This window comes from Streptomyces sp. NPDC050564 (assembly GCF_044457265.1).
GTDB lineage: Bacteria > Actinomycetota > Actinomycetes > Streptomycetales > Streptomycetaceae > Streptomyces.
This window is the reverse complement of record NZ_JBITGS010000040.1, coordinates 62,008-85,743: the sequence shown is the minus strand read 5'-3', so window position 1 is coordinate 85,743 and position 23,736 is coordinate 62,008. Positions and strand designations below refer to the sequence as shown.

Annotated in this window: 20 protein-coding genes; 9 read left to right on the top strand and 11 right to left on the bottom strand. The window is 68.8% G+C overall.

Annotation, left to right across the window (positions count from 1 at the left end):
• Positions 1-252: 252 nt before the first annotated feature.
• Positions 253-852 (bottom strand): cation transporter, encoded by a 600-nt coding sequence (locus tag ACIBK0_RS42280; RefSeq protein WP_399092580.1) that lies wholly within the window; start codon positions 850-852, stop codon positions 253-255.
• A gap of 48 nt (positions 853-900) precedes the next feature.
• Positions 901-1,098: a hypothetical protein gene (locus tag ACIBK0_RS42275; RefSeq protein WP_399092578.1), complete on the bottom strand. Its 198-nt coding sequence runs from the start codon at positions 1,096-1,098 to the stop codon at positions 901-903.
• A gap of 1,104 nt (positions 1,099-2,202) precedes the next feature.
• On the opposite strand from ACIBK0_RS42275, the gene ACIBK0_RS42270 reads away from it, so the two are divergent.
• Positions 2,203-2,403, top strand: coding sequence for a hypothetical protein (locus tag ACIBK0_RS42270; protein ID WP_399092602.1), 201 nt, complete (start codon positions 2,203-2,205; stop codon positions 2,401-2,403).
• Positions 2,404-2,905: 502 nt separating this feature from the next.
• The gene (locus tag ACIBK0_RS42265; protein ID WP_399092576.1) at positions 2,906-5,368 is read left to right on the top strand and encodes a SpoIIE family protein phosphatase; all 2,463 of its coding nucleotides are present in this window, start codon (positions 2,906-2,908) and stop codon (positions 5,366-5,368) included.
• A 65-nt stretch (positions 5,369-5,433) separates the two neighbouring features.
• On the opposite strand, the gene ACIBK0_RS42260 is transcribed toward ACIBK0_RS42265, so the two are convergent.
• Entirely contained in the window at positions 5,434-6,615 is a 1,182-nt protein-coding gene (locus ACIBK0_RS42260; RefSeq protein WP_399092573.1) for a PP2C family protein-serine/threonine phosphatase, read from the bottom strand.
• 293 nt (positions 6,616-6,908) lie between these two features.
• Here ACIBK0_RS42260 and ACIBK0_RS42255 point away from each other — a divergent pair, with 293 nt between their 5' ends.
• A complete protein-coding gene (locus ACIBK0_RS42255) occupies positions 6,909-7,823 on the top strand; it encodes a hypothetical protein (RefSeq protein ID WP_399092570.1) in 915 nt (304 codons plus the stop codon).
• A gap of 65 nt (positions 7,824-7,888) precedes the next feature.
• On the opposite strand, the gene ACIBK0_RS42250 is transcribed toward ACIBK0_RS42255, so the two are convergent.
• From ACIBK0_RS42250 to ACIBK0_RS42240, 3 genes are read right to left on the bottom strand one after another with little or no spacing between them, the layout of a single operon-like run.
• On the bottom strand, positions 7,889-9,151 hold the full coding sequence (locus ACIBK0_RS42250; protein WP_399092599.1) for a sugar ABC transporter permease: 1,263 nt from the start codon (positions 9,149-9,151) through the stop codon (positions 7,889-7,891).
• A 14-nt stretch (positions 9,152-9,165) separates the two neighbouring features.
• Positions 9,166-9,948 carry an ATP-binding cassette domain-containing protein gene (locus tag ACIBK0_RS42245; protein WP_399092567.1) on the bottom strand — a complete coding sequence of 261 codons (783 nt, stop codon included), beginning with the start codon at positions 9,946-9,948 and terminating at the stop codon, positions 9,166-9,168.
• A 38-nt stretch (positions 9,949-9,986) separates the two neighbouring features.
• The gene (locus ACIBK0_RS42240) at positions 9,987-11,075 is read right to left on the bottom strand and encodes a substrate-binding domain-containing protein (RefSeq protein ID WP_399092564.1); all 1,089 of its coding nucleotides are present in this window, start codon (positions 11,073-11,075) and stop codon (positions 9,987-9,989) included.
• A 1,061-nt stretch (positions 11,076-12,136) separates the two neighbouring features.
• Between ACIBK0_RS42240 and ACIBK0_RS42235 the strand changes: the two genes are divergently transcribed.
• From ACIBK0_RS42235 to ACIBK0_RS42225, 3 genes are all read left to right on the top strand, one after another.
• On the top strand, positions 12,137-14,686 hold the full coding sequence (locus ACIBK0_RS42235; RefSeq protein ID WP_399092561.1) for a SpoIIE family protein phosphatase: 2,550 nt from the start codon (positions 12,137-12,139) through the stop codon (positions 14,684-14,686).
• Positions 14,683-15,765: a sugar ABC transporter substrate-binding protein gene (locus ACIBK0_RS42230; RefSeq protein WP_399092558.1), complete on the top strand. Its 1,083-nt coding sequence runs from the start codon at positions 14,683-14,685 to the stop codon at positions 15,763-15,765. Before ACIBK0_RS42235 ends, ACIBK0_RS42230 begins: the two co-directional genes overlap by 4 nt.
• 168 nt (positions 15,766-15,933) lie before the next feature.
• Complete coding sequence (locus tag ACIBK0_RS42225; protein ID WP_399092555.1) at positions 15,934-16,419, top strand: MarR family winged helix-turn-helix transcriptional regulator; 486 nt, start codon at positions 15,934-15,936, stop codon at positions 16,417-16,419.
• Positions 16,420-16,591: 172 nt separating this feature from the next.
• On the opposite strand, the gene ACIBK0_RS42220 is transcribed toward ACIBK0_RS42225, so the two are convergent.
• Positions 16,592-17,242, bottom strand: coding sequence for an FMN-dependent NADH-azoreductase (locus ACIBK0_RS42220; RefSeq protein ID WP_399092552.1), 651 nt, complete (start codon positions 17,240-17,242; stop codon positions 16,592-16,594).
• 146 nt (positions 17,243-17,388) lie between these two features.
• Here ACIBK0_RS42220 and ACIBK0_RS42215 point away from each other — a divergent pair, with 146 nt between their 5' ends.
• Positions 17,389-18,054 carry a nitroreductase gene (locus ACIBK0_RS42215; RefSeq protein ID WP_399092549.1) on the top strand — a complete coding sequence of 222 codons (666 nt, stop codon included), beginning with the start codon at positions 17,389-17,391 and terminating at the stop codon, positions 18,052-18,054.
• Between the two features lie 231 nt (positions 18,055-18,285).
• Here ACIBK0_RS42215 and ACIBK0_RS42210 read toward each other — a convergent pair whose 3' ends face one another.
• Positions 18,286-18,495, bottom strand: a complete 210-nt coding sequence (locus ACIBK0_RS42210; protein ID WP_399092546.1) for a hypothetical protein — start codon at positions 18,493-18,495, stop codon at positions 18,286-18,288.
• A gap of 471 nt (positions 18,496-18,966) precedes the next feature.
• A complete protein-coding gene (locus ACIBK0_RS42205; RefSeq protein WP_399092543.1) occupies positions 18,967-20,211 on the bottom strand; it encodes an MFS transporter in 1,245 nt (414 codons plus the stop codon).
• A gap of 134 nt (positions 20,212-20,345) precedes the next feature.
• Between ACIBK0_RS42205 and ACIBK0_RS42200 the strand changes: the two genes are divergently transcribed.
• Positions 20,346-21,293: a LysR family transcriptional regulator gene (locus tag ACIBK0_RS42200; RefSeq protein WP_399092541.1), complete on the top strand. Its 948-nt coding sequence runs from the start codon at positions 20,346-20,348 to the stop codon at positions 21,291-21,293.
• A 253-nt stretch (positions 21,294-21,546) separates the two neighbouring features.
• Here ACIBK0_RS42200 and ACIBK0_RS42195 read toward each other — a convergent pair whose 3' ends face one another.
• Positions 21,547-22,044: a hypothetical protein gene (locus ACIBK0_RS42195; RefSeq protein ID WP_399092538.1), complete on the bottom strand. Its 498-nt coding sequence runs from the start codon at positions 22,042-22,044 to the stop codon at positions 21,547-21,549.
• A 368-nt stretch (positions 22,045-22,412) separates the two neighbouring features.
• A complete protein-coding gene (locus ACIBK0_RS42190) occupies positions 22,413-22,886 on the bottom strand; it encodes a VOC family protein (RefSeq protein ID WP_399092535.1) in 474 nt (157 codons plus the stop codon).
• A gap of 390 nt (positions 22,887-23,276) precedes the next feature.
• On the opposite strand from ACIBK0_RS42190, the gene ACIBK0_RS42185 reads away from it, so the two are divergent.
• Positions 23,277-23,729, top strand: coding sequence for a MarR family winged helix-turn-helix transcriptional regulator (locus tag ACIBK0_RS42185; RefSeq protein ID WP_399092532.1), 453 nt, complete (start codon positions 23,277-23,279; stop codon positions 23,727-23,729).
• The last annotated feature ends 7 nt before the right edge of the window (positions 23,730-23,736 follow it).

The window sequence follows — 23,736 nt, the reverse complement described above, 5'->3', positions numbered from 1 at the left end:
CAGTCCACCACCCTGCGCGTACCGCATACCACCGACCTACCGCAGGGATCACCACACGTCACCACCCCCGACAACAACCCGAAGAGATCAGTAGGTGCCGCAGGTGGCCGTCGCCGGGACCTCCGTACTTCGCGCACTTCGCGGTCGCCGACGTGGCGGCCGCATGCGCGCTGCGCCGGCCCACGGGGGCATTGTCGTCGTGGCGGGAGGGCCTCAGCGAAGGCCCGGTGTGATGAGGGCCCGCCCGCCGGTTCAGCGGTCGCCGGAAAAGATCTCCCGCACCTCGCGGACGGCGTAGTAGACCAGCACGTAGCCGGCGGCCGGATCGGCCCACCACCAGCCGAGCGTGGCGTTGAGAACCAGGCCGAGCAGGACGGCGGCGGCCAGCAGACCGTCGATCAAAGTGACGCGGCCCTCGGTTTTGAGCACGGGATTGTCCAGCGCCGTTCCGGTGCGGGCCTTGCCCGCGGCCAGCGCGAACATCACACCCGCCGTCACCGCGGTCCAGCCGATACCCAAAGGCGAGTGGTGGGGGCGGAAACCGGTGGTCAGCACCCAGGTGGACTGCAGCAGCAGGTAGAGCGCGAGAGCGGCGAAGCCGACACCGATCAGCCGCAGGGCCCTGCGCTGGCGGGCTTCGCCGGTACCGGACAGTTCCCAGATGACGACGATGGAGGCGGCGACCTCGATCAGTGAGTCCAGGCCGAACCCGGCCAGCGCAACCGATCGGGCGGAGAGGGCGGCCACGGCGAGCACCACGATGCCCACCACATTCCAGCCCAGGGTGAAGTATTCCAGCGCGAAGCCACGGCGCAGCAGAACCGTGCGGGAGATCTCCTTCACCTCGTTCACCGCACGATTGTCCCAGAGCGTCACAGGCTGCCGGCAGAAGCCTCGATCTCACGGGCGCCGCGTGGCGATCGACGTCCCGCTGCGTGGCAGCCGCAGCGACTGCTGGGCGTTCGCCGAGTCCGGCGCGACCGGGCTGCCACGGAGCCCGGTCGACGCCGACGGCGCCTGCCAGGGCCCGCCGATGCCCTGCTCGTGCAGCGCCGGCGTCCTCATCCCGTGGTTGCCGGTGACGCGTCCCGGCCGCACACCGTTACTCAACTTCGCCTCGCGTCACATGCACTGCCCAGGAGAAAGTCTGGTCAGTCTGGGAGCGCGAGTGTGATCGGGACAGGCGTCACGGCGAAAGAACCCCCGGGCGCATCCGCTCCTCATCGCGTGGCGGAGCCCTGGGCCGTTGGGCGAAGCGCGCAGGTCACGGCCTCTCCGAATCTGAGGGGGAGCGTGCCAGACGCCGAAGTTCCACCCAGGATGTCCGTGAACCCCTTGCTGTGGTCGACCAGAATGGATGGCCCACGAGTCGGCACGACAGTGCCAGAAGCCGGCGACGTAGCACCGTTGAGCGCGCTGGACTGCGGCGCGCGAGGGCTTCGTAGGTGCGGTTCCAGTCGCGCTGGGTCTCGATCAGATCGTCGGGGAACGTGCCGTGTGTCATAACAGAAATTCAAGCACGTGTTCGATTATCTCGGCATCTCTTGGCGTGTCCCACGATGGGGTGATGTGACGGTGAGGGGACGCGTGCAAGGAGCGTCCCGAGCAGGGGAACAACAGCACCGGAGGGGAACAACAGCAGGAGACAGACCGTGAAGTACACGGGCGGCGTCGGCAGCGGCCGGAATCCCGCTCGGTACCCAGAAGGCGGCGCACCAGCTGCTCGTCGCCGTGCGCATGGTGGGAGCGAAGTGGTTCAGCACCACCTCGCGGTTCCGGTTCGTCCGCCGGCATCCGTTGCATACGGGGTGCGGCGAGGCCGGATACGAGTCACGGCGGCCGAGCGCGAAGGTGGTGAGGACCGGTCCCTCGGCCAGGTAGCCGACGGGATCGGCGCCGCAGTCGGCTGAGAGGCCTGGGGCCGGTCCCGGCACCCCCCGGCCAGGCCCTGTACCGATGTGTCAGGGCAGCTGATCTCCCATTCGGCGGTCCGGCGGGGACCTTCCTCACCGGCTGCCCACGGGGGATCCTGCGTCACTGACACGGCGGGGATTCTCTGCCCTGTTCGCCCTGCACGAGGCTACTGACGCCCTCATGGGCCGCTGGTGCCTTCGAGTGACGCGGTATGAGCACCTTCGTGGCCGTCGAGCTGCACAACGAGCAGTTGCGGTGCATGGTGCTGCCATGGACGATCGCCCCCCTGTGGTCGTGTCTCCGCCCTCATCGGACGGTGGGCGGCGAGTGACGATCCACGGCGAGGATGTGGGCACTGCCTACAGCCTCTTCGACGTGCTCGACTTCCTCCATCGCGCCGGCTTGCCCGCCGAGGACAGGGCCATCGATGACCCCGACCTGATCGAGTGGCGCGGCGGCGGACCGTACGACTGGAACAACTCCGCATAGCCGCCCGCACGTCGACCAAGGCCGCCGCCGACGGCAGGCCGTGGCAGCGCCCCCGTGCACGGAGGCAGACGGCGCTCGTCTTCCGCGGCACCTCCGCGGCGCCCTGTTCGGAGCCCTGGACGCGCGTAGAGGCACCGGTGGTCCTCCACCTTCGCCACGTATGAGTACGTCCGGCAGACCGGCCGGTCGAGGCTGCCCAGAGGGGCGGGCGCCCGGAAGGATTCAATCCTCCCGGCTATCCCTCCGGCTTCGACCCGCCGTGCCGACCTGGGTCGGCACGGCACCCCCGCGAAACGCGAGTCGCCCCTGGCGCATCCGCCCGCCGTCATGACGGCGGGGGCAACTGCGTGGATCACATCGAGCCGGTCCCAGGCCCCTGCGTGGCTTCGGAAGCACGGTGGGCGTCGGCCGGGGCCGCCGCGACGTCGCGGCCGCCATGCGCCCAGACCGTGCACATCGGGCGGTCAAGCAGGAACATGGTCAGGTGTAAGGGATGGAAACAATGGCTTCTGTGCGCAATGGTTCCGACGGGCCCACTTCCTCAGAACCGCGCGATCTGTTCGACGCGTCGGTTGACGCGGTAGCGGTGATGTCCGCAGACGGCGTCGTGGTCGGCTGGACCAGAGGCGCTGAAGCGCTTCTCGGTTACCCCGCCGAAGAGGTCGTCGGCGGCTCCGCCGTGCGGCTGCTGGCGATGCCCGGGGATCCGGTGCGTGTGGCCCGCATCGCGGAGCGGTGTCGCGCGGGCATGGGGTGGAGCGGTCTCATCCCTGTACGGCATCGCGACGGCGGCCGTATCGAAGTAGACCTGCGGGTGTCCGCGTCCTTCCGCATCGGCGGAGACGAGTGTTTTCTGATCTCGGCACGGGAGCAGAAGCAGCAATGGACGGTGGGCCAGTCCATCCTCGACGGCTTCCTGACCCGCTCGCCGGTCGGCATGGCGGTGATGGATCTGCAGCTGCGCTACGTCTGGCTGAACGACACCCTGGAACGCCTCGGCGGCGTGCCCCGTGAGCAACGGTTGAGCCATCGTCTGAGCGAGGTGCTGCCGGGGCTGGAGGCGGAGACCCTCGAGAGCTTGATGCGCAAGGTGTTGGCGACCGGACTCCCGGTCACCGACTACGAGTACGCAGGATGGAGTTGGGCCGATCCGCACCGTCAACACGCGTACTCCACTTCCTTCTTCCCCCTGGTGGACGCAAGCAACTCCGTCACCGGGGTCTGCTACATGGTCCTGGATGTCACCGAGCGGTGGCACGCCCGCCGGCTCCTGTCGCTGGTCAATGAGGCCGGGACCGACATCGGCAGGACTCTGGACGTGATGCGGACGGCTCAGGAGCTCGCCGACTTCGCCGTCCCGCGCTTCGCGGACTTCGTCATCGTCGATCTGTTGGAGCCGGTCCTCAGCGCCGAGGGGAATGGAATGTGGTTGACCGATGCCGGACCGCCCTCCGCCAAGCCTGCGATGCGCCGGGCCGGCATGAGTTCAGTCCGCGAGGGCTGCCCAGAGGCTGTGGCGCCGATCGGGGCCAAGGTCGACTTCCTCCCCCCGCCGCACGACGTGAACCTGCTCATCAACGGCGATCCGATCTTCATTCCGGTGCTCGACGCGGCCGACGAGCTGTGGATCGCCGAACAGCCTGCCAGGATGGCCAGCATGCGGGAGTTCGGACTGCACTCCCTCATTTCCGTGCCGATGCGGGCGCGGAACACGGTTCTGGGCCTCGCCACGTTCGCCCGTTCGCTCAATCCCATCTCTTTCCACCGGGACGATGTCCTCTTGGCCCGAGAGTTGGTGGCGCGAGCGGCGCTGTGCGTCGACAACGCTCGCCGCTACACCCGGGAACACACGGCAGCAGTCACCCTTCAGCGCAGTCTGCTGCCCCACGCCCTCGCCGGTGGAACAGCGCTGGAGGTGGCCTCCTGCTATCTGCCGGCGGACGCCACGGGCGGGGTCGGCGGCGACTGGTTCGACGTGATCCCTCTGTCCGGCGCCCGCGTGGGTCTTGTCGTCGGCGACGTGGTCGGCCACGGCATCACCGCGGCCGCGAGCATGGGCCGACTGCGCACTGCGGTGCAGACCCTGGCCGACATGGACTTGCCCCCCGACGAGTTGCTGGCCCACCTCGACGACCTCGTGCTTCGGCTGAGCGAGGAGGAGACCGGCGACGAGGCGGCCAACCAGGCTCTCACGGCATTCCTCGGAGCAACCTGCCTGTACGCCGTCTACGATCCGGTCACGCGACGTTGCACAATGGCCCGGGCCGGGCATCCGCCCCCGGTCGTCGTCGCCCCCGACGGGCACGCCCACTTCCTTGAGCTTCCCGCCGGGCCTCCGCTCGGGCTGGGAGGGTTCGCGTTCGAAGCCACCGAGATCGAGCTCGCCGAGAACAGCCTGATCGGTCTCTATACCGACGGCCTCATCCAGGGAGCCGACCGCGCCATGGACCCGGGCATGTCTCGTCTCAGCCAGGTGCTGTCCCAGCACGTCTCCAACCTTGAGTCACTGTGCTTGTCCGCCACGGAGCAGCTCGTGCCCGTGCCTCAACCCGACGACATCGCCCTTCTCCTGGCGCGCACGCACGCTCTGGGGGCCGACCACGCCGTCTCGTGGGATGTGCCGTCGGACCCGGCCGCCGTCGGTGATGTCCGGGCCCGGGCGACTCGCCAGGTGGCAGCCTGGGGCCTTGAGGAATTGGCCATGACGACGGAACTCATCGTGAGTGAGCTGGTCACCAACGCGATCCGCTATGCCGCACCGCCCGTACGGCTGCGGCTGCTTCGCGACTCTCGCTTGACCTGTGAGGTCGCCGATGCCAGCAGCACCGCGCCTCGGCTGAGGCATGCCCGGAGCATGGACGAAGGCGGCCGTGGCCTGTTTCTCGTAGCCCAACTCGCCCATCGCTGGGGTGCCCGGTACACGCCCGGAGGAAAGGTCATCTGGGCCGAACAGGGGATCCCGTAACCACCACGGCATCACCCTCATTCCGGTGACCCTCTCGAGCGGCCCCGAACGGACGACCGGTGCGATCAGTGCGACGGTTCGGTTTCGGAGTGGTGCAGAACCCGTCGGCGCGTATGCCCCTTCCGCGGCGGGGCGCTCGGGCACGCGGTCGACGTGCGGCGGACCGCGATCAGAGCGGCGTCGTCGCCGAGACGTCCGCCGCCGTGGGCGAGCAGATCGCGCCGGAGGTGGTGCAGCAGAGTCTCCGGGCTGTGACCGGTCCACTGGGCGGCCCGTTCCGTGAGCGGGTAGAAGCGGCCGCCTGCGTCGCGGGCTTCGATGACGCCATCGGTGTACAGCAGGAGAGTGTCTCCGGCTTCGAACGAGAACACATCTACGGTGTAGTCCGCCGGCCCTGTCCGACCGACCCCCAGCGGGGGTGTGGGGTGCACGGGAACGGTGACGGCGTCGCCGTGGCTGAGCAGCAGCGGCGGAGGATGGCCGCAACTGGTCATCCGGGTGATGGGGTCCTCGTCGGGGATCTCCATCAGCAAGGCGGTCACGAAGCGTTCCCCGGCCTCCTCCTCCGGCTCGAAGTCGTCCAGATAGCGAGCGACGCTCTGTTCCAGGGCGACCGCCAGTCCGGGAAGGGCGGTGTGCTTGTGCGCGGCCTCGCGGAAGGCGCCGAGCAGGAGGGCGGCTTCACCGATGGCGTCCAGGCCCTTGCCCCGTACGTCGCCGATCATCACGCGGGTCCCGGCGTCGATGCGGGTGGCCGCGTACAGGTCGCCGCCGATCTGAGCCTCGTCTTCCGCAGCCAGGTAGAGGCAGGCAACCCGCAGCGGGCCGATCTCCTCCGGCAGCGGCCACAGCAGGACATGCTGTGCGGCCTCGGCGACCGAGCGCACCTGGGCCAGCTCCTTACGGTGCCGCTCGCGCACCACGCAGTAGAACACGGTCAGCGACGACAGCACCGCCAGGGCGAGGACCTGCACCAGCACATTCCGGGTGAACAGCGCGCCGAAGTGCCAGCCGATGAATGCCTGGGCCAGCACTGCCAGGGCGCCAATCAGCGCGGTCAGGCGGGGGCCGGCAAAAGACGCAGTGATAGCAGGTGCGATGACCAAGAGCGGACCGAGATGGACATCGGCCGGAACCAGCAGGTCCACCACCGTGATCACTACGATGAGCGCGAGAGGGATCAGCAGCAGGGCGTGGCTCGACTGCCATGGCTGCCGCAGTCCGGCCAGACGCTGCCGGGAGTCCACGTCTCCAGCGTGCACCGTTCGGGCATCGCTGACCAACGCGTGTCACGGCCGGGCCTCGGGTCGAACGAAACCGCAGCCCGCGTGACGATCAATTGCCGGCCTTGAACACGAGGCATGCGCCGCACCTCGTCGCGGGCGTCACGAGCGGACCCTCGCGAAGCGCACGCATCGGCGCCGGAGTGGTCCACCGCACCACTGGGCCAGGTCTGGCGGTCGAGGCCGGGCGCCGAGCCATACGCGTCCTGGATAGGTGTGAGACTTGAAAAAGCGGCATGGCGTGGAAAGGGGCACCAGTGGACCTGGACGCTGTCGCGGACGAGCTGTACGGGCTGGCGCCGGAGGACTTCACCGCCACCCGTGATGCCCGTGCGGCCGCGGCGCGCAGCGCCGGCGACCGCCCCCTCGCGGAGAAGATTCGCAAACTGCGTCGTCCCAGCTCGTCGGCCTGGGCGGCCAACCTCCTGGTACGCGAACGGCCCGACGAGATCCAGCCGTTGCTCCAGCTCGGCCAGGCCCTGCGCCAAGCGCACGACGACCTGGACGGGGAGCAGCTGCGCGAGCTCAGCCGCCGGCAGCACCTGCTGATCAACGCGCTGTCGCGGCAGGCCGGTCAACTGGCGAAGGAGGCCGGCCACCCGATCAGCGACGGCGTTCAGCGTGAGGTCGAAAGCATCCTCCATGCCGTCCTCGCCGACCCATCGGCCGCCCAGGAGTGGGCCGCGGGCCGGCTGGTGAAGCCCTTCAGCCAGCCACTCGGCTTTCCCACAGTCGGGGACACGGCCCCGCGCCGCGCCCCTGCCGCATCCGCTCCCTCAACCGCGCCACGCCCCGCTGCCCGGGCGCCCAGGGACCCCGCAGCCGAGGAGCGCCGCCGCCTTGTCGAGCAGGCCCGGCAGGAAGCGGCCGACACCGAACGGGAGCTTCGCGACCTTGAGGACGAGGCGGCGACAGCGGGCCGGGAGGCCAACGAAGCCGAGGAGGCCGAGAACAGCCTCCAGCAGCGGGTTGGCGAGCTCGCCCTTGAAGTGAAGCGACTGCAGGGCGAGCAACGGCAGGCTCGGGCAGCCGCTCAGAAGGCGCGCGAGCGCGTACGGGTGGTCGACCGGCAGGTCCGTGAAGCCCGGCGCCGCGCTGAGGCCAGTGCTGCACAGGTTGAACGCCTCACCGCACAAGATCTTGGCCATGGCCGGACCAAAGCCGGGACCTGAGCGGCACCGACCGGATCCTGCTCAAGATCAAGCATCGTCCCCCCCGGGTCCCCCAGGCTGTCACCTCAGGCCCGGCCATGTGCCTCCTGCGAGCGTCGCGACAGTGAGTCGATGACCACCGCGGCGAAGAGCACCCCGCCCGTGATCACGAACTGGACGGCAGCGGGGGTGTCCGTGAGGGCCATGCCTGAGGCGATCGACTGGATGACCAGCATGCCGAGCACCGCGGACCACGTCGTACCGCGTCCTCCGAACAGGCTGGTGCCCCCGATGACGGCTGCTGCGATGGCATTGAGCAGCAGAACGCCCGAGCCCGAGCTCTGGCTCACCGAGGTGATGCGCGAGGCCAGGAACAGCCCGCCGATCGCGGCCATGGTGCCCGAGACCGCGAGCACCGCGGTCCGCACCCGCGTCACACTGAGGCTGGCACGACGGGCTGCTTCGACGCTGCCGCCGAGTGCGTAGATCTGCCGCCCGTAGTGCGTGCGGTGGAGCATGATGTCGAGGCCGGCCACCACCACGAGGAAGATCAGGAGGGCGAGCGGCAGGCCCTGGAACTGGTTGAGCACATACGCGGTGGCGAACGCGATGACCGCGACCGCTCCCGTGCGGATGGTGATTCCCCGAAGCGAGCGGTACGGCATGCCGAAGGCCTTGCGGCGCCGCCTGCCCAGGTAGGACACAAGGAAGACCATGCCGGTGGCGACCGCCGCCACTGCGTAGGCAGCGGCGCTGTTGGTGAAGTAATAGCTGGTCAGCTTGGCGACGAGACCGTTCTCGTCGAGGTTGACGGTGCCGCTGTTCCCGAGGATGTAGAGCATGAGGCCGTTCCAGGTGAGCAGCCCCGCCAGGGTGACGACGAAAGCCGGCACCCGGGTCCTGGCGAACGAGAAGCCCTGGACGGCTCCCGTCGCGGTACCGGTGAGCACCGCGACGATCAGGGCGAGCCATTCCGGCACGCCGTTGTTCACGTTCAGAACAGCGAAGACAGCCGCCGCGAGGCCGCTGATCGAGCCGACCGACAGGTCGAGCTCACCGAGCAGCAGCACGAAGACGATGCCGACCGCGATCAGGCCCGTGCCCACGATGTCCACACTGAGATTGGACAGGTTCCGGGGCGAGAGGAAGTTCTGGTTGAGGGCCTGGAAGACGATCCAGACCGCGGCGAGGACGAGGACGACGGGGAGCGCGCCCAGTTCACCGGCGCTCAGCTTGCGCCGGAAGACGGCGACCCAGCCCTCCACGGCACGGGCGATGGTCCGCGCGAGGTGCGGCTGACGGGCCACGGTGGTGGGTGTGGCGGGTTCAGCCCGTGTGTCGTCCGCCATGTTGTGCACGTCTTTCACCACCCCGACTCCTGGTGGGCCATCCGGCGAGGCTCGTTTTCCGCCGCGCCGGTGATGGAGGAGATGATCTGCTCGTGAGACGTGATGTTCACGTCGAAGAAGCCGTTGTTTTGACCGAGCCTCAGTACGGCGGCCCGGTCCGCGAGAGCTTTCACGTCGCCCATGTTGTGGCTGATGAGCAGGACTCCCAGGCCGCGGTCACGCAACTGGTCGACGATGTCCAGGACCTCGGTGGTCTGCTCGATTCCCAGCGCTGCGGTCGGTTCGTCCAGGAGGAGGAGGCGCGGCTCGCCGAGAAGCGAGCGAGCGATGGCGACGGTCTGCCGCTGGCCGCTGGACAGTGAGACGACGGGGTCGCGCAGATCGAGGACGCTCCTGGTCAGGCGTTCCAACAGGTGTCTGGTGCGACGCTCCATCTCCACATCGTCGAGGAACCCGAATCTGCGGATCTCCTGCCCGAGGAACAGATTGCCGACGACGTCGAGATTCCCGCACAGCGCGAGGTCCTGGTAGACGGTGGCGATACCGAGGTCCCGGGCGTCGTGGGGGCGCCTGATGTTGACGGTCCGCCCCTCCCATTGGATGACGCCCTTGTCCGCGGGAGCGACGCCGGAGATCACTTTGACCAGGGTGGATTTGCCGGCCCCGTTGTCGCCCAGAAGTGCGACGACTTGGCCCGCGTGAATCTCCAGCTCGATGTCCGTGAGGACCTCGACGACGCCGAAGCGCTTGCACACGCCGTGCAGCGCCAGCAACGGGGGAGTCGGCACGGAAACCATCTCCTTACCGGGGCACGAACCTGGTCGGAACCCGCCTGTCAGGTCAGCCCGGCCTTGTCGCAGGCGGCCCCGAGTTGAGGGGTGCAGATCTGCTGGATCGTGTACACGCCGTCCTTCACCAAGGTGTCCTCGATATTGGCGACAGTCACGGACACCGGGGTGAGCAGGACCGCCGGAACCGCCTTCCCGCCGCGGGGCGTCACCTTGTCCGTGGCGAGTCGGTCGAGGCTTTCACCGCGGGCCGCGGCCACGGCCATGGCGCCGCCGGCGGAAGCCTCGGGTGCGAAGGGTTTGTAGACGGTCATGTACTGATCGCCGCGGACGATTCGCCGCACGGCTCCGAGTTCGGCGTCCTGCCCGGTGACGGGGGGCACTGGGGCGACCTTGTTCGCTTTGAGGGCAGAGATGCTGCCGGCGGCGAGTCCGTCGTTGGCGGCGTAGACCCCGTGGATGTTGTCGGCGCCGAGTGCGGAGATGGCACCGGACATGTTCATGTTCGCAGCCTCCGGACTCCACTGGAGTGTGTCGTACGCTTTGCCGATTTTCACTTTCCCGTTCAGTACGGACAGTGCGCCCTTCTTGAACGACACCGCGTTCGGGTCGCTGAGATCGCCGTTCATCATGACGATCTGTGCGCCGGGCACCTGGTCGCCCATGGCCTTCAGCAGTGCCCTGCCCTGGAGCCTGCCGACCTCCTCGCCGTCGAACGAGACATAACCGGAGATCGGGCCCTCGGCGAGACGGTCGTAAGCGATGACCGGGATATCTGCTGCGTGCGCTTTCCTGACCGTAGAGGCGAGCGATCTGGCGTCCACGGCCACGAGCACGATGGCTTCGACCCCCCTGGTGATCAACGAGTCCATCTGCTCCTGCTGAGTGGCGACATCGCCCTTGGCATTGGCGTGTTCGACCGTGCAGTCGTGGCACAGCTCCTTGATCTTCTTCTCGAGCAAGGGCCTGTCCTGTGTCTCCCAGCGAGCCGTGATGGCGTCCGGCAGCAGCAGCCCGATTCTCGGCGTGTTTCCCTCGCGGGGGTCGTTCCCTGCGCCCGACCCACAGGCCGCGAGAGCAACGGCCGTCGAGGCGGCGGTCATGGCGATGGCCGCGTCTCGTACGAAGGTCTTCATGGAGAGACCTCCCTTGTCTTTCCCCTGCGTGTGGTCAGGGAGCGCGCACGGTTGTCCGTGCTTGGCCCGCATCGGGTATGGGGTCTGGGTGCTGCGGCCCGTCGGCGTATGTCGGGTGGTGGGCGGGCGGATGATGGAGGACCGGCGGGGCCACACGGGCCTCTCCCGTCGGGGCCGGCCGGCACGGTGCGCGCGTGGGGAGGCGGCTCGACGTGCATCGTGGGTGTCAAGGTGCGTGTGCGGGGCGGTCGGACCGCCTGGGCCACGTACTACGTGGCGCGACGGCTCGGGCCGCGTTGAGTGCCAGGTGTCCGGGTCGGCATGGAGATCCAGGCGCACACCTGTCCCTGCCTTCACGGGCAGCTGCGGCTCCGGCGCTTGCGGGGCGGCATCGCCCGCCCTGGCGAGGTGGAGACTCGGCCCGATCAGCCCGGCACCGGGGGATCCCTCATTGAGCATGGCGACAACCCGGCCTCCTCACCAGGCCACGCGTGTCGGCCAGAAATCCAGCAGCCGATAGCCGGCCGCGGTGCCGACGCCCGACGTTCGCCTGGAACGGACCACGCGCACGTGGCAAGACGACCACGTCGTCAGTGTGGCACCGGCTGCGGTCATCTGCGAACGCAGCGGCTCCGACCAGCGCTGTTGGGCCCGTACACCCTCCGAACGTGGCTCTACTCGGGGCCCGAAGCGATCTTGCCGCAGTGGGTCACCCTCCACCGGAGTGGGTTGCTGCCCCGCGGCGGGTCATCGGCAGTACCACCGTCCGCACTGCACCATCTGACACATCCGAGGGGACGGACGGGGGCGTCCTGGCGTGCGCATGCAACGCCACTTCGAGGGTCGTTCCGCCCGACACCGAGGGGAGCTTCGCCGTTCGGCTCGACGTACGAGGCCCCAGGATCCGGCGCCCGGGCCTGCTGTCGAGGGCGATCAAGCGGATCTGTCCGGTTGGCCCTTGTATGCCACTCTGGAAGAAGGGTGCCCGATCTCCACCTGAAGGGGTGCCCCGATCTCAACCTGTCGGCACCTGCGGCATGGACGGGAGGTTGGTTGCGGACATGCCTCATGACGGCCGTGCCCGGGCCGAGGTCTCGGATCCGCGGGCAAACGAGGCCGAAGCCGCAGACACCGGTTCATCGCCTCCGGTGCCAGGGGCCGCCGCGAGTGATCGGGCTCTGACGTTCGCCGGAGTGGCGCTGGCAGCGGTCTATGTCGTCGGCGTCGGCAATGAAGTGCTGCGATTGGTGGAGACGGCCGGAGGTGCCGCTTCTTCCGAGTACGGGCTTCCGGAGCGTTTGCCGCTGTCCGGTGGGTCACCCGAGGCGCACGCCTTGCGCACCGACCGGCCTCTGTGGCTGAATCCCGCGGCGCTCGCATCCTTCTCCGAGGGCGGGCCGACGCCGCTGCGAGCGGAGGCGTCGCTCGGTGCGCTGCCACTCCGGAGGGAGGGCAGGCGGCTGGGCTGCCTCGTCGTCGTGGGCGCTTCCAAGGACGCCTTCGAGGCCGAGCAACGGCGCTTCCTGGAGCGGTACGCCGACGCGGTCACCGGGGTACTCCAGACCGAGGCCGGCCGGCCCATGCCGTCGCGGCTGCTGAGTTCCGCCTTGCGGAGTCTGCGCGTCGGCTCGTTCGTCCTGGTGCCGGACACCGGCCTGATCGAGGTGGACGAGACCCTGCTCGAGCTGGTCGGGATCACGCCGCACGACTTCGACGGCAAGGCGGACACCCTGCTCGCGCACGCCCTCCCGGAGGACATGCCCACACTGATGTCGGTCCTGGGGCCGTCCACCGAGGCATTCGGCCGGCGGGAGCTGGAGTTCCGAGTCCGCCGTCCCACTGGCGAAATGCGCTGGCTGAGCCTGAGTTGCCGGGTGGTGGAGAGCATCGACGACCGGCCGGCGCAGGTGCTGGGAGTGGTGACGGCGACCTCGCTCCTGCGCCGGCGTGCCGACGACGTTTCCAGGATTCAGTGGCTGACTGCCGCACTCGACGATGCCGCGACAATCCCTGACGTCAGCCGAGTGGTTGTCACCGTGCTGCGTGAGCCGCTGGGCGCTGATCGCGTGGCGCTTGCCGAGTTGCAGGACGATCGGCTCGTGATCACCGTGCTCGACCCGCCGCAGCCCGCCGCCTGGCCGGAGACATGGCGTTCCCAGTGGCGTTCCAGGTGGATTTCGGAGTGGCCCGAAATACCGGTCAGCGCCCTGCCCACCTTTGAGATGGCGCTGCGGGACGGGCGCATGGGTCTGTGGCCCGCCGACTCAGCCCTCGAGCCCGGGCTCGCAGGCATCGGCCCTGGAGGTCTGGCCGTCCTGCCGCTTCCCGCCAAGGGCCGGGTCGTCGGTGTGTGCCTGGTCGGCTGGGATCAGCCGCACGAATTCGTCCCCGAGGAGCGGTCCCTGCTGACGGCCACCGCGGCGGTGGTCGGACAGGCCCTGCAGCGTGCGCACGCGCACGACGCCGAGCAGGAGCTCGCGACGATGCTTCAGCGCAGTCTGTTGCCCCGGAGCCTCCCCGAGTTGCCCGGGGGGACCGCCGTCGCCCGCTATCTGCCCGCCAGGCGGGGGTTGCAGGTGGGCGGCGACTGGTACGACGTCATCGCCCTCTCCGAGGATCGGGTGGCGCTGGTCATCGGCGACGTGCAAGGACACAGTGCCGGAGCCGCGACGATCATGGGTCAGATGCGTACCGCGGTCAGGGCATATGCGGTGGAGGGGCACCCGCCCGACGTGGTCCTCTCGCACGCCAACCGCCTCCTCATCGGTATGGAGACCGATCTGTTCGCCACCTGCTGCTATGCCGAACTGGACATGGAGGAGGGCAACATCCTGTTCGTCCGGGCCGGGCATCTGTCACCGCTGGTGCGTCATCCCGACGGCACCGCCGAGGAGCTGGAGGTCGAGGGCGGGCTCCCGCTGGGAGTTTCCGCGGAGGTGGAATTCCCCATGACCGCCGTCGCACTGGCCCCCGGCAGTGTGCTGGCCCTGGTCACCGACGGCCTGGTCGAGGCCGCCGACCTGCCCCTGGACGAGGGTATGCATCGGACGCGCACCGCCCTCGCTGCGGCGGATCCGGCGGATCCAGGGCTGATGGCCGACGAACTGCTCGGCGACGTCGGCCCCCGCGAGGACGACGTGGCGCTGTTGCTGCTGCGCTACGACGGCATGAAGACCCGGCCGATACGGGCCGGTTGGGTAGTGTGGCGGCTGCCCGACGCCGTCATGCACGCCCGCCGTTTCACCGCGCGCACTCTGCGGCGATGGAAAGTTGAAGAAGCAGCCGATGCGGTGCTGCTGGTCGTGTCCGAGCTTGTCACGAACGCCCTGGTGCACACCCAGGGACCGGTCCGCCTCGACCTGACGCTCCGTGGGGACCGAGTGCGAGTCTGTGTGAGCGATACCTCGCCGCGTGCGCCTGCCAAGCCCGTGATCGTGGACTGGGAGTCGACCGGCGGCCGTGGCCTGCTTCTGGTCGAAGCCATGTCGGAGTCCTTCGGCACGGTGCCGGTGGCCGGCGGCAAGCAGGTGTGGAGCGAACTCGTTGTGCCGCAGCGCGAGCCGACTCCCGCGGACCCGGGGCCCCGCCTGGCGCAAGGGGGTCTGCGATGAGGACCTGTACGGGCCCCGCCGTCGCGGCGATCGTCGCGGGGTTCATGACGATGCCCCTGGCCGCCTGTGGAGGAGACGGCCGAGCGGAAACGGACAGCTTCGCCGTCGGTCTGCTGCTCCCGAGTCGAGCGGTTCCCCGCTCGGAGCAATCCGACAAGCCGCTGATCGAGAAGCGGCTGAAGGAATTGTGTCCCCGCTGCACCCTGGAGTATGCCAACGCCGAGAACGACGCGGGGCGGCAGCAGCAACAGGTGATGTCCATGATCACCAAGAGGGTCAGGGTCCTGATCCTCGACGCCGCCGACACCAGGGCACTCCGCTCCTCGGTCCAGGAGGCGGACAAGGCGGGTATTCCCGTCGTCGCCTATGACCGGCTCGCCGAGGGCCCGATCTCGGGCTATGTCAGTTTTGACGGTGCGCAGGTCGGCAGGCTCCAGGGCGAGGCGCTCCTGAAGGCCATGGGCGGCAAGGCGAACGGCGGGAACGTTGTCATGATGAACGGCGATCCCACCAGCGCCAACGCAGCGTCGTTCAGGAGGGGCGCCATGTCCGTCATCACAGGCAAGGTGAAGATCGCCAGGTCGTACGACACCGTGGACTGGAGCTCGGAGAAAGCCCATGCCAACATGTCCGCAGCCATCGCGGCCCTGGGCCCGGACAGGATCGGCGGTGTCCTGGCGGCCAACGATTCCATAGCCGCAGGTGTCATCTCCGCTCTCAAGGTCGCTGGTGTCGGCAAGCTCCCTCCCGTCACCGGCCAGGACGCCGACCTTGACGCTGTGCAGCGCATCGTCAAGGGCGAGCAGTACATGACGGTGTACAAACCGTTCCGGGCAGAAGCTGTCGCAGCCGTTACCATGGCCGTCGCTCTGGGGCGCGGCGAGGATCTCCGCGACGTCGCTACGACGACGACCGACAGCCCCACCACCAAGCGCATCCCGTCCGTCCTGCTCACTCCGCGCGCGGTGACGATCGGCAACATCAAGCAGACACTCGTCAAGGATGGCGTGTACACCATCGACCGGATCTGCACCCGCGAGTTCCGGCCTGCCTGCTACAAAGCCGGACTCGCCCGGTGACGAGGACCGGTCGCCGGGACGGCCCGATCGCGGCAGACGATCTCCGCCGCGGGGTGAGCGGCGAGGTGCACGGACGGCGGTCGCATAGGCCGGGCCGCGGTAGACGTAGCCGCATTTGATTTCAAACGATACCGTATCGAATGAAAGGATCGCTGGTAATATGCCCTCATGACCGCCGACGTACCCCGCAGCACCACCGCCTCGCGCGTGACCGACCGCCCCGGGGATCCCTCGCCTTTCGCTCTCGGCCTGCTGCTGCGCCGGGCACACTGGCGCGCGGCCGCGGTGATGGAGGAGGCGCTTCGGCCGCTCGGCATCGAGTTGCGGCATTTTGCCGTGCTGATCGTGCTGGTCGACCGTGGGCCCACCGTGCAGCGGGACCTGGTTTCGGCGACGGGGTCGGACAAGGCGGGAATCATGCGGGTTGTGGACGACCTGGAGCGTAAGGGGCTGGCCGTACGCAAGAGCGTTCCGGGGGACCGGCGGGTGCGGGCGGTGGAGATCACTCCTGAGGGCGTCGAGCTCTTCGACGCAGCCCATGTCGCGGCCGAACCGCTGGCTGAGCGCCTGGTCGCCGAATTGGGGCCCGGCGAGCCCGAGCAGCTCACGGATCTGCTGACCCGGTTCGCCTACCCCGCAGGCAGCGAGGCGTAAGCACACCCGTGTGCCGGTTGCCTGCCGCGTGGGCACACTTCGTCGCCATCCCCCGCGCCAAGCCGCCGGCCTCCAGGCAGAGTGCCACCGTCACCGTCGGAGAGGGTGCAGGCGACGACATGCCGTGTGACGTCCTGGGGCGAGCCGTCACACGGCATCCCTGGCCCGGGGGCTACGCGGCGAAGCGCTCCGCGATTTCCTTGGCCTTGATGGTCGCGTCTTCGAAGGCACGCTTGCGAGAGGCCTCGTAGAGGGGGACCAGTTCGGACATGGCCGGGTTGCGGGGGGCCATGGTGAGTTCCGGGACGATGAATTCGAGGTCCAGGGCGAGCGTGCCCTTGAGGACGGCCTCCAGGTAGTTCTGTACGAACTCGTAGCCCTCGCGCGGGGTGCCCGGCGCATAGGAGCCGCCGCGGCTGGCGACGACGATGACCGGGGTGCCCTGGGCGGAGGGGGTCTCGCCCGCGGTGCGGCCCAGCAGGAGCACGTTGTCCAGCCACGCCTTGAGGGTCGACGGAATCGAGTAGTTGTACATGGGGGCGCCGATCAGGACGGCGTCCGCCTGCTCAAGCTCCTCGATGAGCTTCACGCGCGCGGCGAATGCGGCGGACTGCTCCGGCGTGCGCTCGGACGGGGCGGTGTAACCGGCGGACCAGGCGTCGGCGGTGATGTGCGGGACAGGGTTGGCGGCGAGGTCGCGGTAGATCACCGTGCCCTCAGGGTGCTGCTCCTCCCAGGCCGTGCGGAAGGCGCTCGCGACCGAACGGGACGATGAGGCCTCGCCGGGGAATGCGGACGAGTCGATGTGCAGCAGCGTAGCCATGGACTTTCTCCAAAACGTGGTGCCCGAGGCGGGGAACCAGGGGCTGAGGATTCGTACTCGACGATAGTCAAACACGAGACAGTATTGAATGATACTATCGTGAGTGAAACAAAGTTGCACGCGTTGAGCAGTGGAGGTGGGCAATCTTGGACGCCTATGAGGCGGTCACGAGCCGACGGGCAGTGCGCGGATTCACCGACCGGCCTGTCCCGAGGGAGGTGGTGGAGCGCGTGCTGTCCGCCGCGGCTTGGGCGCCGTCCGGATCGAACCTCCAGCCGTGGCACGCCTACGTGCTGACCGGCGCGCCGCTGGCCGAAGTCAAGAAGCGCGCGGGCGAGCGCCTGGCCGCAGGCGACCCGTGGGACGAGCCGGAGTACGAGATGTACCCGTCCGGACTGAAGTCCCCCTACCGCGAGCGCCGATCCGCCTTCGGCGAGCAGCGCTACGGCGCACTCGGCATTCCGCGCGAGGACATCGAGGCGCGCCAGAGGGCCGCTGCCGCGAACTGGGACTGCTTCGGCGCGCCCGCCGCCCTGTTCTGCTACATCGACCGTGACCTGGGCCCGGCCCAATGGGCCGACACCGGCATGTATCTGCAGACAGTCATGCTGCTGCTCCGTGCCGAAGGGCTGCACAGCTGCCCGCAGATGGCATGGGCGAAGTTTCACAAGACCGTCGCGGAGGTCCTCTCACCTCCGGACGACCTCATCCTCTTCTGTGGCATGTCGATCGGATTCGAGGACGTCACGGTGGACTACGCCCGCACGGGCCGGGCGCCGCTCGATGAGACGGTCACGTTCGTCGAGGGCTAGTACGGCCATCGCCTGTGGCGCGCAGGGATGGGTTGATGCTCGTTGGCATGACTGCCTGCTGATGAGTTGACGGTCGAGCAGGTCGATTCGTGGTCCGAGAGGACAGCCGGGCCGCACGCCTGGACCGCCGCCCGGCGCACCACCCTCGCCCTGGCGGCCCTGGCGGCCCTGGCGGCCCTGGCGGCCCTGGCCCATTGGGTCGGCGGCCGTGCCCAAGAAGCAAAGCCGGTGTCAGGAGGAGACGTCCGTGCACGACTCCTCTCCGGGCAACAGGGGGCGCAGTGTCACTTGGTACGTGGCCGCGCCATCGGTCCACGAACCCGAACTCACGGTGCGGGCTGCCGCTTTGACCCGTGCCAGGTCCTTGCCTCTGACCAGCAGGCACTGACCGGCCCGGGTCGGCTCACCCGCGCGGGACAGGTCGCCCAGCGGCCAGGTCACGGAGCCGGGGGAGTGGCCCTTGCCCGTTTCGAGCAAGACGGCGGCCAGGGCCGTGTAGCGGTACGGGATGCCGTGCTCGGTGAGGGTGTCGAGCCGCTTGTCCAGGGCGCGCAGGGCCTGTTGCTCCGTACAGCCGCGCAGGGTGGGTGCGATGGTCGTGGTGGTCTTGCCGCCCAGTTCGTACGAGCGTGTGGGGCCGTCCGCGGGTGGGGTGGGCCCCAGCGTTCCGGCGTGCGGGAGTTCGGCCCGTTCTGCGGCCCGGACGACCGTGCGGACCTCGACGCGGGACAGGGGCCACCCGGGGTTCGGGCAGGCCGTACCGCTTCGCCGATGCGGATGTCACCAGAGTGCCGTCGCCGTACAGGGACAGACGGGGAACGGTCGCGGAGGAAGTCGGGAAAAAGCCGCCGCCGTCGCGTACGCGCAGGACGTTACCGCGGTGTGTCTACGCCGGGTGTCAGCTGCGGCGTGTCATGTGAGGCTCGCGGCCTGTTCCTTCGTGTTCTGGGGCGCGTTCTCGCGGCGCGAGAGTAGCAGCGGGGTGGCCAGGAGGAGGACGCCGGCGGCTGCGATCGCGGTGCGGGGGCTGGTGATGGCGGCCAGCAATCCCCATACGGCGGTCAGGGCCGCGATGGCAGCGCTGGTGCTGACCGACCACGCGGTCAGGGTGCGGGCGACCCGGTCGGGATCGGTGTGGTCGAGCCGGTAGGTGGCCAGCAGTGGGTTGAACAGGCCGCAGCAGGTGACCAGGCCTAGTTGGACGGCGATGATGAGCACGATCCCGGGGACACCGGGTTGGACAAACGCCAATCCGACAGGCCAGCACGCACGCAGCACCCCGGCGCTGAGCATCACCTTGTGCTGCCCGAACCGCGCCGCGAGCGGGCGTGCGAGGCGTGAGCCGACGAGGCCACCAATGCAGGGGGCCGCGAACACGAGACCGTACTGCCACGGTGCGAACCCGAGGCGGCCCAGCAGGAGTACGGCGAGCAGCGGCTCGGAGGCCATGATCAGGCCGTTGACCACGATCGCGTTGAAGAACAGCGGGCGCAGCGTGGGGTGGGTGAGGACGTAACGCCATCCTTCGAACAGATCGCCTGCGCGCAGCCGCGGTGCATGCGTCCGCGCGGGGCGCGGTTCCGCCCCGCCGATGGCCCGGATGCCCAGCGCCGAGAGCAGGTAGCTGACCGCATCGGCCACCACGGTCGTCACCGGGCCGAACATCCCGATCGCGGCCCCGCCGAGGGGCGGTCCGACCACAGTCGCGGTCCATGTCGTGGACTCGAACCGGCTGTTCGCGATGAGCAGGGCCTCCGGCGGTACGAGCGCCTTGAGATACGCACCGCTGGCCGCGTTGAAGGCGATGTTGGCCGCGGCGACGACGACGGAGACGACGAGGAGTTGGGCGAAGCTGAGCCGGCCGAGCGCGAACGCGGCGGGGACGCTCATCAACGCCGCGAACCGGGCCAGGTCCATCGCGACCATGACCGGCCGCTTGCGGCGGAACTCCACCCACGGGCCGAGCGGCACCGCCATCACGGCCCCCACCGCCCGCCCCGCGGCAGACAGCGCCGCCACCTGGGTCGGCCCGGAGTGCAGCACGAGGACCGCGATCAAGGGAAACGCGCCGAACCCGAGCCCTGTGCCGTACGAGCTGACGGCATACGCGCCCCACAACCACGCGAACCGCCTCCCCAGCGCCCGCCTGCCTGTCATAGCCAACGCACCTCTCGCCGATCGGAACAACCACACGCTGACCATCGGCATCAAAGCGACTAGCAGATGGCGAGTTCAAACAACCGATCAGCCAGGAAAGCACAACCATTCGTTGTACAGATACCGTGGGCGGGGTGGATCTCCATGCTGTGCGTACCTTCGTGGCCGCCGCGGACGCGGGGCAGTTCCAAGATGCCGCCGCCGAATTGTCGATCAGCCAGCAGGCCGTCTCCAAACGCATCGCCACGCTGGAGAAGATCCTCGGCGTGCGGCTGTTCACCCGCACCGCGCGAGGAGCGAAGCTCACCATCGACGGACAGGCGTTCCTGCCCCATGCCCGCGATCTCCTACGGGCCGAAGAGCGGGCTGTCGCCTCCGTTCGTCCCGGCCGTCGCGCGCTGCGTGTCGACGTGATCGGGCGGCGGCTCGCCCCGGCAGGCGTGCTGGGCGACTTCCATCGCGCGCACCCCGAGGTCGAGCTTGATGTCGTGACCCTCTTCGACGTCGACGCAGCCATCGACGCCATCCGATCCGGCACGATCGACGCGTCCTTCCGTGCCGTCACCATGCCCGGCCGGCAGCTCCCCGACGACATCGGGGTCGCCCGGGCCTTCGACGAGCCCGTCCAGCTTCTCACTGGACCGGCCCACGAGTTCGCCGCCGCCCCCGCGGTCACACCCGCTGAACTCGTCGGGCACCGGATCTGGATGCCCGGCATCGTTCCCGGAACCGAGTGGGCCGCCTACTACGACGCCCTCGCCGCCGCGTTCGGGCTCACCATCGAGATCACCGGCCCCGACTTCGGCACCGAGCCCCTGCTCGACACCCTCGCCGACTCCCGGTCACTGGCGACCTTCGTCGGCGAGCAGACACGCCTCGTCTGGCCCGCGGACCACGGCCTGCGGCGCATCGCCGTGCGCAACCCGGCACCGGTCTACCCGCACTCACTCGTATGGCACCGCGACAACCCGCACCCGTCGCTCGCCGCGCTCCGCGACCACCTCAGCTCCGGACGGTTCGACCACTCCGACGCCGAGACCTGGACACCGACATGGGCATCGTGGTCGGCACCACCGCGTTGACCAGTGCCGGCTGTGGCGCCGGGCCCGAACCGCTCGTTCGACAGATCGATGACCGGCTCTACACGCAGCCGCGACTCCCGGCCACTGGACGCCCAGGGCTCAGTGCCTCACATCTGTCGGCCCTCCTGTGGGCCTGTGGGTGGGGAGTTGGGTGGTGGCCGAGGCGTCGGTGACCATTGGAGCGGGCACGGCTCGCCGGGTGAACCGGCAGACGGTCATGAAGTGTTCGCCGCTGTGGCGTCCTGGTGGGCGGTCAGTGGGTGATGTGGAAGGTGAGCTGCCTTTCGGTGTCTCCAGCGGGGACGGTGTGGACGTAGCCGTGGGCTGTGCGGTAGGCGCCCGCGCCGCCGGTGATGGGGATGTCGATCGCGGGGGCGGGGGGCAGGTGAAGCAGGGCTTGTCCGGCGATCTGCCCGTGGGGCAGTGCGAAGGTGCCTACGCACTGGAGCTGGCTCGGGTTGATGTGAACGTAGGTGCAGACGACGCTGTGGTCGCCGATCTTTTTGCCGTCCTGGTACAGGTCTTCGGCGATGATGCGTTCGTCGCCCAGGCTGAGTCCCTTCGCTCCCAGGTCGAGGGATTCGGACTGGGTTTGTTTGGCGAGCAACTGGATGATTTCGGTGCGCTGGTGAGTGTCATGCGTGCTGCTGGTCGGCGATGCGGATGCGGTGAGCGACGTCAGTGGGGCGACGGCGAGAGCGGCAGCCAGGCCGGCGGCTGCGCCCAGGTAGCGTAGGTTGATCTTGAGCATGGTGTGTCTCCTGGTGGTGTTCTGAGCGGGATGACTCATGGCGGGCGGCTGGTGGTTGTTCCATCAGCGGCCTGTCGGCGGGCGTGGTAGGCAAGGGGGTCTGGGAGCGCGCCGGTCTGTGCGCGGCGGGTGGGTTGGCGCTCGGCACCGCAGACGCCGTGGTCGGCTTGTCGCCTGCTGATCGTGTCCGGGGAGATTCGTACGACGGCACGGCCGACGCGGTCTCATGGCAGCCGGACCGCTGGGCGCGGATCGCATGTACGCGCCCAGCCTTGTGCCGGCGCTGCACCCAAGGGCTGGAAGAGCCCGCCGCTATGCAGGCCGGTCATGGTCCGTCCCCGCCGCACTCATGGGTGACTGACGTGGTGTCAGCGGCCGGGGAACCGCTGCGTGATTTCCTGGAGCACCCAGCCGTTGCCGTCCGGGTCGCTGAAGGTGGCGAAGGAGCCGTAGGAGGCGCGGTCCGGGTGCGGGCCGGTAACCCGTCCCTGGCCCTCGACTTGGTGGGTGACCTTTCCGGCGTCGTGTCCGTGGTACAGCAGGCCTCCGGCGTCGTGGAACACCTCGCTCACCTCGATGCCGCGGCCGAGAAGATCCGCGCGGGCCTCCTCGATGTCGGAGACGACGAGGTACAGGCCCTGGGTCGAGCCCGGCGCGGCGGAGGTTATCCCCTTGCCGAAGATGATCGAGCCCTCGGAGCCGGGCGGTGTGAAGTGCACCGCGCGCCAGTCTTCGCTGACGGCTTTGTCGAGATCCAGGCGAAATCCCGCCGCCGCATAGAAAGCCTTGGCCCGATCGACGTCGGACACGGGCAGCGTGATGAGTTCGAGTTTCAGATCCATGTGAGGTTCGTCTTCCATGAGGTCGGCGAGTCGCACGCGGTGCGTCACCGGTTCGGTGGGGGGTTGCGTTCGGGGGAGCGGCGCATGCCGCCTGCCGACGGGTTCTTGTCGGTCGGCTGCGTCAGGGCGGCCCCTTCGGCTTCCGCTCCGTCGGCTGATCACGGTCCTGATGTGAACCAGCCCTATTAGGAGCATATGCTCGTATTTGCTCGGTGGCAAGGCCGGATTCTCTCGAGCCGAATCCGTCGGCTCGTATTCCGTTATGGCGTCCGGTCCGGCGTTCCGTTCCGGCGCCCGATCGGGTCGCTGTCCAGGATGTCCAACGCGGGGTGCCCCTTCATATGTGCGAGCACATGCTCCTATCATGGGTGGGAAGCTTTGGAGGGCAACGTGACCCCTACACCGACGAACCTCGCCGACTCGTGCAACAACCTGGCACTGCGCAAGGCGGCCCGGTACCTCGGCGCTACGTACGACAAGGCCCTGACCCCGGTCGGTCTTCGTGCGACGCAGTTCAGCATCCTGCAGAAGCTCAGCGCTCACGGGGAAACGACGATCACCAGCCTCGCTGAGATGATCGCCATGGACCGCACGACGATGGCCTCGAATCTCAAGCCGCTGGCGCGGGAGGGCCTGGTAACCGTGGAGCCGTCGGCAGCCGACCGCCGCGCACGGATCGTAACGATCACTCCGGACGGCCTGTCCCGGATGAAGCAGGCGCTCCCGCTGTGGCAAGACGTGCAAGCCCGATTCGAGGAGAGCTTCGGAGCCGACGCGGCAGCCCAACTGCGCGCATCTCTCGAAGCCGTCCTCCATACCGGCTTCACGCCCTGGGCCGAGTAACGCACGA

What these genes read in the sequence shown, in the direction of transcription:
- ACIBK0_RS42250 (WP_399092599.1), bottom strand. Translation starts at nt 9,151, where the DNA reads ATGGCGGACGACACACGGGCTGAACCCGCCACACCCACCACCGTGGCC.
- ACIBK0_RS42230 (WP_399092558.1), top strand. Translation starts at nt 14,683, where the DNA reads ATGAGGACCTGTACGGGCCCCGCCGTCGCGGCGATCGTCGCGGGGTTC.
- ACIBK0_RS42235 (WP_399092561.1), top strand. Translation starts at nt 12,137, where the DNA reads ATGCCTCATGACGGCCGTGCCCGGGCCGAGGTCTCGGATCCGCGGGCA.
- ACIBK0_RS42195 (WP_399092538.1), bottom strand. Translation starts at nt 22,044, where the DNA reads ATGCTCAAGATCAACCTACGCTACCTGGGCGCAGCCGCCGGCCTGGCT.
- ACIBK0_RS42265 (WP_399092576.1), top strand. Translation starts at nt 2,906, where the DNA reads ATGGCTTCTGTGCGCAATGGTTCCGACGGGCCCACTTCCTCAGAACCG.
- ACIBK0_RS42225 (WP_399092555.1), top strand. Translation starts at nt 15,934, where the DNA reads ATGACCGCCGACGTACCCCGCAGCACCACCGCCTCGCGCGTGACCGAC.
- ACIBK0_RS42240 (WP_399092564.1), bottom strand. Translation starts at nt 11,075, where the DNA reads ATGAAGACCTTCGTACGAGACGCGGCCATCGCCATGACCGCCGCCTCG.
- ACIBK0_RS42220 (WP_399092552.1), bottom strand. Translation starts at nt 17,242, where the DNA reads ATGGCTACGCTGCTGCACATCGACTCGTCCGCATTCCCCGGCGAGGCC.
- ACIBK0_RS42205 (WP_399092543.1), bottom strand. Translation starts at nt 20,211, where the DNA reads ATGACAGGCAGGCGGGCGCTGGGGAGGCGGTTCGCGTGGTTGTGGGGC.
- ACIBK0_RS42190 (WP_399092535.1), bottom strand. Translation starts at nt 22,886, where the DNA reads ATGGATCTGAAACTCGAACTCATCACGCTGCCCGTGTCCGACGTCGAT.
- ACIBK0_RS42245 (WP_399092567.1), bottom strand. Translation starts at nt 9,948, where the DNA reads ATGGTTTCCGTGCCGACTCCCCCGTTGCTGGCGCTGCACGGCGTGTGC.